Raw genomic sequence first — 12,718 nt, 5'->3', positions numbered from 1 at the left:
TGTACTATGACTCCTTTGAGTAGCCCCAACGCGCAACCAGCTTCTGCTCTAACCCTAAATGATCAAGCACTCGGGCGACCATAAAATCAATTAAATCGTCTATATTCTCTGGCTTATGATAAAAGCCAGGTGCTGCCGGCATTATGGTGACACCTTGCTGACTTAGCTGCAGCATATTTTGCAAATGTATGGTCGACAATGGCGATTCGCGCGGAACCAAAATAAGTTGCCCACGCTCTTTCATAACGACATCGGCGGCCCGCTCTATAAGCGTATTGCTACTGCCACAAGCTATTGCCGATAAAGTGCTGGTTGAACAGGGACAAACCACCATTTTCCCGGGCGCAGACGAGCCGGACGCCACCGGCGAAAACCATTCTTCTTTACCAAAAACCTGAAGCTTATCGTCGCTGGCTGAAAAGTATTTACGTAATTGTTCAGCCGCTTTGTCAGGGGCGGCCGGCAACTGCATACCATGCTCGGTTGCCAGAACCACTCTGGCTGCGCTGGATATCAACAAAAACACCTGTTGATCCTGATCAAGCAAGCATTGTATCAAACGCAGTGCATAAGGTGCACCCGATGCGCCGGTAATAGCGACCGTGACCCTATTATCCTGTTTCATTATGCCTCCTGGCTGTGTTGCAACGCACTGAGAAAGCGCTGGTGTAAACCATCAAAGCTACCATTACTCATTATAACGACAGAGTCTTCCGGCTGCGCTTCATGTAGCAAACCCTCGAGCAATTGCCCAGTGCTAGTGAAAACGTGTGCATTCGGTAACACCCGCGCCAGCTCCCACTTTAATCCGTCAGGTTGCAGTACAAAGACCTCATCAGCAGCTCTCAACGCTTCTTCCATAGCGTCAGCATGAACACCCATTTTCATGGTGTTTGAGCGTGGTTCCAGTACCGCAACAATGCGCGAACCCGGCAGGTGAGAGCGCAAGCCTCTCAGTGTTGTTTTAATTGCGCTGGGGTGATGGGCAAAGTCATCATAAACTCTTATACGGTTGTGTTCGCCAATCAGTTCCATGCGTCGTTTAGGGCTCCTAAACCGGCTTAAAGAATCGGCACTTTGCTCTGCTTTTATGCCCACATGGCGTGCCGCAATTATTGCCATCATGGCGTTATTAACGTTGTGCTCACCTAATAACGACCATTCAACGGTTGCGACCGTGTCGCCCTCATGCATCACCTCGAAGGACGTGCCATCCTCGTTGTTGAGCTTTGCAGACCAGTCTTTACCCAGCTGGACTTTGTCGCTCCAGCAGCCACCGTCAACAACTTCGTTTAACGCTTTGTCTTCAGTTGGATAAATAACCTGACCGGAGTCTGGCACAACGCGCAGCAAGTGCGAAAACTGTCGTTTAATAGCGGCAAGATCATCAAAGATATCGGCATGATCAAATTCGAGATTATTCAGCACCAGAGTGTCGGGGGCGTAGTGTACAAACTTCGAGCGCTTATCGAAAAATGCCGTATCATATTCATCGGCCTCAATCACAAAAAAGTCCGACTCGGTCAACCTTGCACTGACGGAGAAGTTTCCCGGCACACCACCAATCATGAAACCTGGGTTATAACCGTTATCTTCCAGAATCCACGCTAGCATACTGGCCGTTGTGGTTTTACCGTGGGTTCCTGCAACCGCCAAAACCCAGCGTTGGGTCAGTATATTGTCATGCAGCCATTGCGCACCAGACACATAAGTGAGCCGCTCACGCAGTACTGTTTCAACCTCTGGATTCCCCCGGCTCAATGCATTGCCGATAATAACCAAGTCGGGCTTAGGTTCTAAATTCGCTTCGGCATAACCTTCCATTAACTCGATGCCCAAACTTTCCAGCTGAGTGCTCATTGGTGGGTACACGCTGGCATCAGAGCCTGTTACTTTATGTCCAAGCTGCTGGGCAATAGCGGCGACACCGCCCATAAAGGTACCGCAAATACCGACGATATGAATATGCATGCGTCAATCCAATTCATCTATTTGTTACTGAAGCGAAAGTGTACCACGTCAAAAACGCCAAGCAGGATTTTTACTAAAAAATAAGGTATCATTTGCGCCCTCGAAAACATGTCATTTAACGCACCAACATTTTAAGCTGCAGGAACTGTTATGAAACGCTTATTGCCTACACTGAGAGCCGACCAAACCAGCGAGTCGCTTATATCCGTTATTAACACCATTCAAATTGCAGCCAAGGAAATTTCGTTCCGACTTCACCAGGGCGCACTAGCCGGTGTGCTGGGCTCTACGCTGGATGAAAACATTCAGGGCGAAACTCAGAAGAAGCTCGATGTTGTCGCCAACCAACTGTTAAAAACCCTGCTGTTGGAGTCACCTAACGTACACGCAGTGGCGTCAGAAGAAGAAGACTCCGTTGTCGACAGCCCTAACTCCGGCCATTACCTGGTCGCTTTTGACCCACTCGATGGTAGCTCTAATATCGATATTAACGGTGGCGTAGGCACTATCTTTTCGATACTAAGAAAGCCTGAAGGTGAAGAGACCAGCGAATCTATGTTCCTGCAACCGGGCAAGGCACAAGTTGCCGCAGGTTATGTATTATATGGCCCGGCAACCATGATGGTGTTAACCACTGGCAAAGCCGTTCGGGTTTATACGTTAGACCAAACCGTGGGCGAGTTTTTGCTGACGCACGAAAAGGCGGAAATTCCTAAAGATACAAAAGAGTTCGCTATTAACATGTCGAACCGTCGCCACTGGGCAGAGCCAATTAAAGCGTATATCAATGACTTACTGGAAGGTAAAGAAGGGCCTCGAGGCAAGAACTTTAACATGCGCTGGAATGCCGCTATGGTGTCTGATGTACACCGAGTGATTTCTCGTGGCGGATTGTTTACCTACCCGTGGGACGCCCGAAAACCAGAAAAGCCCTTTAAGTTACGCCTAATGTACGAAGCCGCGCCTATGGCTATGCTGGTTGAAAAGGCAGGCGGTAAAGCATCTGACGGTTACCGACGCATTCTGGACATTGTCCCTGACCATATTCACCAAAGAGTTGCCGTTGTACTTGGCTCTGCAAACGAAGTTGACGTTTGCATGGAGTACCATAAGCAGTACCCGAAACCGTATTAGACCTTTAGCGATATTGCACGATAAAGCCGAACCGCTATAATCGCGCAATCGGTATAACTTTTACATTGAGAACAGGAAGTATTATGAGCTTAGGAAACGTACCTGCAGGTAAAAACCTGCCAGAAGAAGTCAACGTTATCATCGAAATTCCAGCAAACGCTGACCCAATTAAGTACGAAGTCGACAAAGACACAGGTGCATTAGTGGTTGACCGTTTCATGGCAACGCCAATGTTCTACCCTGCAAACTACGGTTTCGTTAATGAAACGTTGTCACTCGACGGCGACCCGGTTGACGTTTTAGTACCAACACCATACCCACTGCAAGCTGGCTGTGTGATCAAATGCCGTCCGGTCGGTGTATTAAAAATGACTGACGAGTCTGGTGAAGACGCAAAAGTTATTGCGGTTCCTGTCAGTAAGCTGACCAAAGAGTACGACCACATTAATGACGTGGACGACTTGCCAGAGCTATTGAAAGCTCAAATCACGCACTTCTTCGAGCGCTATAAAGAACTTGAAAAAGGTAAGTGGGTTAAAGTTGACGGCTGGGAAAACGCAGCGTCAGCTAAAGAAGAAATTAAAACGTCATTTGAGCGCGCTCAGAAGTCGTAAATTCTTAACGTTAAAAGGCAGTATCTATGACCGCCGTTTCTGTTCGTGATTTAAGCTTCTCCTGGAAGCGCAATGAACCCGCCACATTAGAAATACCCGAGTGGCAAGTACAGAACGGCGAAACTCTGCTTTTACGCGGCCCCAGCGGTAGCGGGAAGTCCACTCTGTTATCGCTGTTAGCCGGCATTAATACACCGCAAAAAGGTGAGTTGAGCCTTTTCGACACACCGCTTTCTAAACTTTCCGGACGCCAGAGAGATCGGTTCCGGGCCGATAACATCGGTTATATCTTTCAGCAGTTTAATCTTTTGCCTTATTTGTCTGCATTGGACAATGCTTTGTTAGCTTGTCAGTTTTCAAGCGTTCGCAAAGAGCGCATTGCAAAGGCTGGCGAGACACCAGAAGCCTCAGCTCACAATATGTTGAAACGTTTAGGTTTAAGCGAGAGCCAGGTTCAACAGCCCGCGCACTCCCTCAGCGTCGGCCAGCAACAACGGGTTGCTGCTGCACGCGCTTTGTTAGGCGCACCACCACTTTTAATTGCGGACGAGCCAACATCAGCGCTCGACGCTGAGCACCGTGACAGTTTTATCCAATTGCTTCTCGAACTGTCTGCTAAGAACAATACTACGGTGATTTTTGTCACGCATGATGCCGCTTTATCTCGCTACTTTGACTCCCATGTTGAACTCAATGACCTCAACAAAGCAGGAATAACGGCATGATAAAGCTGGCCATTAAAAGTTTGCTGAATCGCCGTGCGAGTGTTCTGCTGACTGTTATTGCTATTGCAGTCAGTGTCACCTTGCTACTTGCTGTCGAACGCACGCGAGAACAAGTGCAAACAAACTTTGCTAATACGGTCTCGGGAACGGACTTAATTATTGGAGCCAGAACCAGTCAGATACAGCTGCTGCTGTCGTCCGTTTTTCATATTAGTAGCATGATCAACAACATGAGTTGGGAGGCCTTTGATGACATTCGTTCACGCCCCGCAGTGGAGTGGGCTGTGCCAATTTCGCTGGGTGACAGTGTCGGCGGTTTACCCGTTGTTGCCACTACTGAAGACTACTTTAAACACTTTAGATACGGTAGTAAGCAGTCACTAACCTTTGCTGCTGGCGACGCTTTTAAAGGTGAAAAGCAGGTTGTACTGGGTGCTGAAGCTGCGTCTAAATTAAACAAGAAAGTCGGTGATAACATTACCATTGCGCATGGCAGTGGTGGCATTAGCTTTAGTGAGCACGATGAGCACCCACTAACTGTCGTAGGTATCTTAAAGCGCACAGGGACGCCCGTTGACCAAACTATTTTAACCAGCTTGACGAGCCTTGAAGTTATTCACGGTGGCGAAAGCCATGACAAACATGACCACGGTGACAGCCACGCTCACCCTCCTGCAGAGAGCATTAGCGCCGCATTACTCGGGCTCAAAGCCAAACCGCTGGCGTTAAGGCTTCAACGACAGATTAACACCTATAAACCGGAGCCACTCACAGCATTATTACCCGGTATGACACTGCAAGAGTTGTGGAAGACTCTGCGCGTATTCGAACAAGCGTTAACCGTTATATCCTCGATGGTGGTACTTATTGGGTTACTAGGCATGCTGACCATTATGCTTGCCAGCTTGCGGGAACGCCGTCGTGAAATGGCGGTCTTAAGAGCAGTAGGCGCAGGACCAGGAACCGTTTTTGGCTTGTTAGTCAGTGAAGCTTTATTACTGACGGTGGTAGGCGCCGCAAGCGGGTTGGCTTTGCTGTACTTGCTCGAATGGTCGCTGGCCGGCGTTATTCAGTCGCAGACCGGCATTGTTCTTAGCTTTGCATGGCCAACAGTTGCTGAGTGGTGGCGCTTAGGGCTCGTGGTAATTACCGGTTTTGTGTTAAGTTTAATTCCAGCCTGGCGAGCGTATCGCCAGTCTTTAGCAGACGGACTTACGGTGAAAGTATGAAGCAATTATTAGCGTTAATGTTTTTGGTCGTTGCAATGCCGACGTTCGCAGCAGAAAAAATTGGCTGGAAAGACTTAATTCCTGAAGGTTTTACCCCGCCGCCGGTTAAGCCTCAATCTTACTATGACGCTAACCCTGAAGAGGATAAGCAAACTAATTTAGATGCACCTGTGGTCGAATCTTTAGATGGCAAAAAAGTACGCATACCGGGTTATGTGGTGCAGCTTGAAGGCGACGCTGACAACGTCACGGAATTTTTGCTAGTGCCTTATTTCGGCGCCTGTATTCACGTGCCGCCACCGCCGCCCAATCAGATTATCCATGTTCAATACGAAGAAGGTGTTCCTTACGAAAACACCTACGATGCCGTATGGATTGAGGGTACGATTAAGGTGGAACGCAAAGAAGGCGACTTAGCAGTTGTTGGCTACACTATGGATGCCGACTCTGTTGAGGTATATCAGTAAGAGTCTTTTTGCTCTTTCAATAATTGAATGAGCTCATTAGCCGGCATGGGCTTGGCGAAGTAAAAGCCTTGCCCTTCCCGGCAGTCCAGACCAATGAAATAATCCCGCTGCTCTGTTTCTTCAATACCTTCCGCCAGAATTTCCAGACCCAGCCGATGGGCCATATCCACAATAGTCTCAATAATGATTTGCCCGCTTTTATGGGCGGAGTTATTCACGAAGGTTTTATCAATTTTAATTCGGTTAAGCGGTAGTGTCTGTAAATAACTGAGCGAAGAAAAACCGACACCGAAATCGTCAATAGCAACTTTCACGCCTTGAAGCTTCAGTCGTTTTAAAATATCAGCGACTAACTCAGGCTCTTCCATCAGAATACTTTCTGTAATTTCCAACTCAACACGCTCAGGCGATATACCAGACTGCTCAATTTGTCGCTCAACCAACTCTGGGAAGTCCCGCTTTCTAAACTGCGGAACCGACACATTAATGGCAATACGTAGGTTAGGCAGGCCGCTTTCATCAAAGGCTTGAATTTGTCGGCAAGACTCTTCGATGACCCAGGAGCCAATATCGACAATAAGACCGGAGTACTCCGCCAATGGAATAAACTCAGCAGGTGAAATAAAACTTCCATCGCTCTGTGGCCAACGCAATAGTGCTTCAACACCGATAATTTTCTGAGTCTTAAGGTCAACCTGGGGCTGATACCAGACCTGCAGTTTTCTATCCGCAAAGTCAGCTCTTAACTTTCTGACCAGTTCGAGACGACGCTGAGTCTCTTGTTCCATAATGGGTTCATAAAAGTCGAAGCGCTCGAATGAATGAGTTTTCGCACTTTTAAGTGCAATATAAACCTGCTTCAAAAGACCTTTACCGTTAACTCGTTCGGTATTTTCCGCCGAGGTAAAGCCACAGGTGACTTGCAGCGGTATGTAATGCTCGCCGGCTCTGAACGGCAACATAAACAGCTGATTAATATTATCCGGCGTGACGATAGCTTTAGGACCTGTTATGCCAAAAACATCTGCTGAAATTCTGGAAACAAAGACTTCATTACCAAGTTGTTCGGTAAGTCGAAGCGCAACAGAACGTAGCAGTAGATTGCCTATATCCTGGCCGAGGCCATCGTTCACATCTGAAAAATGGTCAATATCCACTACGGCTATGGCGGTTTCCTCGCAAGGCTTTTCAGAGATAACCTGAAGCTTTCGCGTAAATTCGGCGCGGTTCGGAATACCGGTTAGCGGGTCAAGATAAGCAGCAGTGCGCAGCTCTTCAAATAAATTCGCATTTTCAAAGCCGACAGCAATATTGGCTAAAAACACCTCCAACAATTCCTGATCATACTCAGCCACCTTTTGATCGGTCTCAATATAAGCGGCGGCCTGATGCTCTTGCCCGTCGATGAAAAATACCGTTGCGTGCTCTGTCTGAATGTGTCGCTTTTCATTCAAACACTGACGAACAGAGTTTTCTATTTCTTCTGAATTAAGCGTCGATAAGCTTTTATGTATGCTGTTTGCAAAGTGACCAGCAGCCCCAAGTACTAAAATATCATTATCTTTATGAGGAGCTCGCGCGCCAACAATACCTTCTGCGTTTAGGCCCAGTAACGAAGCAATTTGAGTGACGACACCTTCGGAAAAGTTCACTATAGAATGGCGTTCCATCAAATTCGAAGCAGAATGAATAATTTTTCTTAAGCCACGGCGGTTTTCATTAATGGTTTTTAACTGTTGGTAAGAACGCACTGCGGAAAATACAGTGGTTAATAGGCGACTACGAGTGAGTTCAGTTTTTGTTTTATAGTCATTGATGTCATACGCTTTTACGACATTTTCTTCCGGTGCATACCCGGGCTGTCCCGTTCGCAACACAATACGTATTTCATCGTTAGCGAGCTTTTCTCGAATATCCTGCGCGACTCTCAAACCGGCGTCGTCAGTTTCCATAACAACATCCAGTAAAATCATAGCAACGTCATCGTGCTCGCTTAAACGATCGAGCGCTTCGCTACCGCTATACGCATGCAAAAATTGAAGGGGTTTGTCTGAAATAATGACATCGGCGAGAGCCATTTTTGTGACAGCATGAATCTCCTGATCGTCATCGACAATCAGGATTTTCCAAAAGCCCTTGGGCTTGTCTACCTTGATCTCTTCATCGTCATCATGAAGGAACAGCGGCTCATCTGGGGTACTGCTCATTCGCCTTCCGCTTAAACCGTTACAAACATCTAACAATTTAGCTTATAAGGTTGTACAACTGCAAGCGAATAAACAGTATTCGTTTTCTTTAGAAATGGACTTCCAGGCCTACAAAAGGACCTTTAAAGGTTACATCAGAATAAATATCGTCAACATCATCTAACTCAATGACCGAATGGCGGTAGCCAGCATGCAAATTCAAGTCGATGGCCAGGTTTTCAACCAAGCGATATTCGATACCAATTTGGGCATCCTGCACTTTAGAGTCTTTTATGCTCAGTGCACTGGCTTCTGCAAATAATGTTAGGTCGGTCATTGGGATACCAACACGAGTTGCAAGATAAGCGGTTGGAACGGTGACAGAGAAATCCTGACGGCCAAATGTCGTGCTTAGCGGAGTGCGAACCGTACCATCAAAATCCATCGCATTAATACCAGCGTCAAACGAGATAATGTCATTATCGAAAAACTCGTAATAAAAAATATAGTCGCGATGGCTAAAATCATTACGTCCGTACCCACCGTTAAACTCAAGTGAGTTCTCGCGTATTTTTACGTTAGGAATAAGCGGCACTGGATGTTCCAGGGCGGCGTAATAGCTGTTTTGTCCTTTGTCTTCAAAACCAGGATTAAATACTTCCGAACCAACTCCGTACTCACCGCTGGCATCGGTGTCCCAGTATTGGCCGCCGACATATAACCCTAAAACTGTGTCTGCGTTTGCAAGCTGAGGTGTTAATGCCAAAGCGGCAGCGAGCATAATGCTTTTTTTATACATGTTCATCCTTAATACAACGTTTTATTTAACACGAATAGTAATTGGCTGGGTTTCACCATTGGTAAAGTGTAATTGCAAATCAAACGTTTGCCCACTTTTCAGCGGTGACGAGAGTCCAAATAACATAAAGTGATAGCGTCCAGGTTCAAAGGTTATTTGTTCATTTGGAGGTAATTCAAGTGCCTTTACCTGTTGCATCGACATCATTCCATCAGTCATCACATGAGTATGGACTTCTACCTTGTCTGCAACGGAACCGCTCACGCCCTTTATAATCAGGACTTCTTGAGACGGGTTGGCTAACTTGCCATAAGCGGCTCCATTCTCCGCTCCGGGTATGCTTTCTCGCGCCCAGCCTTCGGAAAAAGTAACGACATCGGCGTATACCGTCGATGTCATTAATAGTGCAAAGATACCAGCCAGTAATGTACGCATTGTCATTCCAGTAATCAGCTTATAATGCGCTATCTTACACTTAATTAAGGAGCCCTAGAAACCCTCGGTTTACGAAACACTAAGTAAAGAACGAAAAGACAGAGTAAAAGGGGCCAGAAAAAACTAATTCCACTTAGCACCAGTGCTATAAACGCTGCGCAGAAGCCAAGTAGCGTGCTCCCGAATATCGTCGTCACGATGAAGAAAATACCACCGATGACCAGTAACCAAACAATTAGTGACACCGAAAGCTCGACCGCAGCCCCTAAGATAGAAGCGGTTAAGGCAACAATTTCGTCCCCAAACAATAGAAACGCGATAACGGCAATTACAATGATCCAAACAGTTTTCTTGTCTGACATAATCTTATCCACACCTATTAAATCATTTTAATAGTATTGCTTTCATAAACCATGCCAATGAGTAACCCTATGTTTTTAAAGTTTTTTTGGAAAAAAGATGTTGGCGGAAATAAAAAAACCGCCAAATAATGGCGGTTTTTACTAAGTTTTCGATAATTTAGAACTTGTACTCAACTTCGGAATAGAAGTAAGCGCCGTTGAATCCAATAGGCGAGTTTGTATTAGGATACTTAAATATCGTATCAAACACACTCTCTACGGGTTGTTCTTCTGGATACTCACTAAACACGTTCTGGCCACCAACGATTAAGCTGAGGTCATCAGAAAATGCGTATTTCACTGAAATGTCAGTCACCCAATTGGGTCCGTAAGTATCATTGGCTTCTTCGGCAGTCTCTCCTGTGTCGTAATCACCAATAATGTAAGTTCCAAAATAATTAAAACGTACGTCTGTTTTCCAGTTTCCTAATGAATGAGTAAAGCCCAACGAGCCACTATGATCTGGTGTTGAATCGGTCATACGGATTTTTTCGTCATAATCGAATAATACCGACTCAAGCCCATCAAAAAGTGGTGGCAAATTAACTGACTCTATTTCCGTGTTATTAAAGCCATAAGCAAGTTGTGCTTTTAGCTCACCAAAGTCATTTAAGCTAAATGTCTTGCTCGCAACAATATCCAAGCCTTCTGTTTTTGTATCAACTGCATTGATAAAAAATCGGGCATTTTCTGCGGACACCGTGCTTAGCGCATCGGCTACAGCCGGCGAGTCACCCGGAAACACTTGGTTTGATAAAATAATGCGGTCATCAATATTGATTCGGAAATAGTCTAATGTAATGGCCAAACCGTCATAACCATTCCAAACAATACCTGCACTAATGCTATCCGACTCTTCCGGCTCAAGGTCAGGGATATTCAACGCTTCAGTAACAGGGCTCAAAGAATTAAAAGTGCCAGAGCGTTGCAGAACTGTCTCACCATTCACGTCGACGGCCAATGTTGAAATATTCGTAAAATAAAGTTGCTGTGCGCTCGGTGCCCTAAAGCCAGTATTAAGCGCGCCACGTACCGCTATTCTGTCAGTAATGTCGTAGCGTCCCGATACCTTCCAGCTCGTATTGTCACCGAAGTCTGAATAGTCTTCGTAGCGTACCGCAGCGCCCCACATAAAGTCAGTGGTTAGCTGGTTCTCTGTTTCAAAGTAAACACCCACATTATCTCTGCTTTGACTCACTTCTGCGTCGGGTCTAAAACCAGTGAATCCTTGGCTCCCGCCTGGGCGTCCCTCATAACCACCGTCGATATAAGACGCTTCTTCTCCAGCTTCAATTTCGTAAGTGTTGTCTCTGTAGCTTACGCCAAAGGCAACCGACAAATCAGAATTGTTCACAAACGGGACAAAACGCTGAGCATCGAATGTGATATTCGCCTCTTCATTCGTCAATGTCCCCGCGTCGAACGACGTTGGAGTTATGTCGGGTCCCAAAGATGCATTCAATGAGTTTTCAACGTTGTACTGGAACTCACTAACACCATAACCACCACTAAAATCTAAAGTCCACTCACCCAAGTACCACTCATAGCCGGCGTAGCTAGAGTAGTCTTGAACATCAGGTGCTAGAATAGGCAGAAATCCGTCAGGATAGATTTCAGTCAGCGTGTTACTTTGAATCGCTCTTCTGTAAAAAGCCCCCGACTCAGATTTACGGTCACTCATACCGCCAAAGGCATAAAGCCTACCGTCGCCTAACCTCATATCAAAGTTAGCAAATAAAGAGGCGTTCTCGTATTCAGCTTGGCCAATATGAAAACTCTGTCTATTAAAGGTCTCTTCTCGAGGATCTGGGTCACCGTTCTCGAGTAATGGATACTGTTGCCGAGTATCTGGGCCAGCTCTATTGGTACGGTTTTTATGGTGCAATTCTCCCGACACCGTCAACGCGCCGTCTTCGCCTACCGAAAATCCGGTACTAGCCGATGCACGCCATTGTTCACCATCACCTTTATGTGTTTGACCAAGCTGAAAGCTCGCACTTCCGCCTTCGGAATTGTCTTTCAATACGACGTTAATCACACCGGCAATAGCATCCGAGCCATAAAGTGCAGCGGCGCCATCTCTTAACACTTCAATTCGTTTTATAGCCGACATTGGTATTGCGTTAAGGTCGACGTTTGAACTACCTCGCCCCGTTGTCCCATTCAAGTGGACTAAAGCGGAACTGTGACGGCGTTTGCCGTTGATAAGGACGAGCGTATGATCAGGCGATAAGCCTCTTAGTGAGGCCGGTCTAACAGCGTCACTACCATCCGTAATAGAAGATGACGGGAAGTTAAAACTTGGCACAGCATATTGAAGTGCTTTTGCGGTATCGGTCATCCCTGTGGCGGCTAGATCTTCTCCGCTAATAATGTCGACCGGCGCTGAACCGTCAGTTGCTGTTCTCATTGATAAGCGAGAGCCTACAACCTGAATAACCTCTTCAACCTCTGCACTTTCATTTGTATCAGCATTTTGTGCGAATGCTACTGGAGCGACAAGAAAGCTACTAGCCAAAGCTAGTGTTATAGGATTTATACGTTTCATACTGCTGTTCTCCCCATTTATATGTCATTCTAATATAGCAGTTAAAACGCAATTTGGTTCAGTCCTGTTAGCGATGTCATATGAACATTTGTTATAAGTAGCATCATGCTATTGCATAGCCGCAATGTCGCTAGGGTGGCTCACAGACACAAAAAAAGCCCCCAGCGTCAGCTGAGGGCTTCTTAGATTTGAAGTCTGGCGGTGTCCTA

Annotated in this window: 12 protein-coding genes; 5 read left to right on the top strand and 7 right to left on the bottom strand. The window is 46.3% G+C overall.

Features of this window, described 5'->3' with window-relative positions:
• Positions 1-4: 4 nt before the first annotated feature.
• Both B3850_RS00405 and mpl read right to left on the bottom strand, forming a co-directional pair.
• Complete coding sequence (locus B3850_RS00405; protein ID WP_286876036.1) at positions 5-625, bottom strand: flavin prenyltransferase UbiX; 621 nt, start codon at positions 623-625, stop codon at positions 5-7.
• Positions 625-1,971 (bottom strand): UDP-N-acetylmuramate:L-alanyl-gamma-D-glutamyl-meso-diaminopimelate ligase, encoded by a 1,347-nt coding sequence (gene mpl / locus B3850_RS00400; protein ID WP_286876038.1) that lies wholly within the window; start codon positions 1,969-1,971, stop codon positions 625-627. The genes B3850_RS00405 and mpl overlap by 1 nt, the downstream gene beginning before the upstream one ends.
• A gap of 150 nt (positions 1,972-2,121) precedes the next feature.
• On the opposite strand from mpl, the gene B3850_RS00395 reads away from it, so the two are divergent.
• The 5 genes from B3850_RS00395 to B3850_RS00375 all read left to right on the top strand — a co-directional run bounded on the left by B3850_RS00395 (position 2,122) and on the right by B3850_RS00375 (position 6,140).
• Positions 2,122-3,105 carry a class 1 fructose-bisphosphatase gene (locus B3850_RS00395; RefSeq protein ID WP_053953864.1) on the top strand — a complete coding sequence of 328 codons (984 nt, stop codon included), beginning with the start codon at positions 2,122-2,124 and terminating at the stop codon, positions 3,103-3,105.
• 83 nt (positions 3,106-3,188) lie between these two features.
• Positions 3,189-3,719 carry an inorganic diphosphatase gene (gene ppa / locus B3850_RS00390; RefSeq protein WP_053953863.1) on the top strand — a complete coding sequence of 177 codons (531 nt, stop codon included), beginning with the start codon at positions 3,189-3,191 and terminating at the stop codon, positions 3,717-3,719.
• Positions 3,720-3,745: 26 nt separating this feature from the next.
• The gene (locus tag B3850_RS00385) at positions 3,746-4,444 is read left to right on the top strand and encodes an ABC transporter ATP-binding protein (RefSeq protein WP_286876041.1); all 699 of its coding nucleotides are present in this window, start codon (positions 3,746-3,748) and stop codon (positions 4,442-4,444) included.
• A complete protein-coding gene (locus B3850_RS00380) occupies positions 4,441-5,673 on the top strand; it encodes an ABC transporter permease (RefSeq protein WP_286876043.1) in 1,233 nt (410 codons plus the stop codon). The genes B3850_RS00385 and B3850_RS00380 overlap by 4 nt, the downstream gene beginning before the upstream one ends.
• On the top strand, positions 5,670-6,140 hold the full coding sequence (locus tag B3850_RS00375) for a DUF3299 domain-containing protein (protein ID WP_286911220.1): 471 nt from the start codon (positions 5,670-5,672) through the stop codon (positions 6,138-6,140). The genes B3850_RS00380 and B3850_RS00375 overlap by 4 nt, the downstream gene beginning before the upstream one ends.
• On the opposite strand, the gene B3850_RS00370 is transcribed toward B3850_RS00375, so the two are convergent.
• The 5 genes from B3850_RS00370 to B3850_RS00350 all read right to left on the bottom strand — a co-directional run bounded on the left by B3850_RS00370 (position 6,134) and on the right by B3850_RS00350 (position 12,509).
• Positions 6,134-8,347 carry a GGDEF/EAL domain-containing response regulator gene (locus B3850_RS00370; RefSeq protein ID WP_286911219.1) on the bottom strand — a complete coding sequence of 738 codons (2,214 nt, stop codon included), beginning with the start codon at positions 8,345-8,347 and terminating at the stop codon, positions 6,134-6,136. The genes B3850_RS00375 and B3850_RS00370 overlap by 7 nt on opposite strands.
• A gap of 88 nt (positions 8,348-8,435) precedes the next feature.
• A complete protein-coding gene (locus B3850_RS00365; protein WP_286911218.1) occupies positions 8,436-9,125 on the bottom strand; it encodes a TIGR04219 family outer membrane beta-barrel protein in 690 nt (229 codons plus the stop codon).
• A gap of 21 nt (positions 9,126-9,146) precedes the next feature.
• The gene (locus B3850_RS00360; RefSeq protein ID WP_286911217.1) at positions 9,147-9,566 is read right to left on the bottom strand and encodes a copper chaperone PCu(A)C; all 420 of its coding nucleotides are present in this window, start codon (positions 9,564-9,566) and stop codon (positions 9,147-9,149) included.
• A gap of 38 nt (positions 9,567-9,604) precedes the next feature.
• Positions 9,605-9,922 carry a hypothetical protein gene (locus B3850_RS00355; RefSeq protein WP_286911216.1) on the bottom strand — a complete coding sequence of 106 codons (318 nt, stop codon included), beginning with the start codon at positions 9,920-9,922 and terminating at the stop codon, positions 9,605-9,607.
• Between the two features lie 157 nt (positions 9,923-10,079).
• Positions 10,080-12,509 carry a TonB-dependent receptor plug domain-containing protein gene (locus B3850_RS00350; RefSeq protein ID WP_286872409.1) on the bottom strand — a complete coding sequence of 810 codons (2,430 nt, stop codon included), beginning with the start codon at positions 12,507-12,509 and terminating at the stop codon, positions 10,080-10,082.
• Positions 12,510-12,718 lie beyond the last annotated feature (209 nt).

The organism is Idiomarina sp. UBA4520 (assembly GCF_002388365.1).
Taxonomy (GTDB): Bacteria; Pseudomonadota; Gammaproteobacteria; order Enterobacterales; family Alteromonadaceae; genus Idiomarina; species Idiomarina zobellii.
Note: the sequence above shows the minus strand (reverse complement) of the source record. Positions and strands in the feature narration are given on the sequence as shown.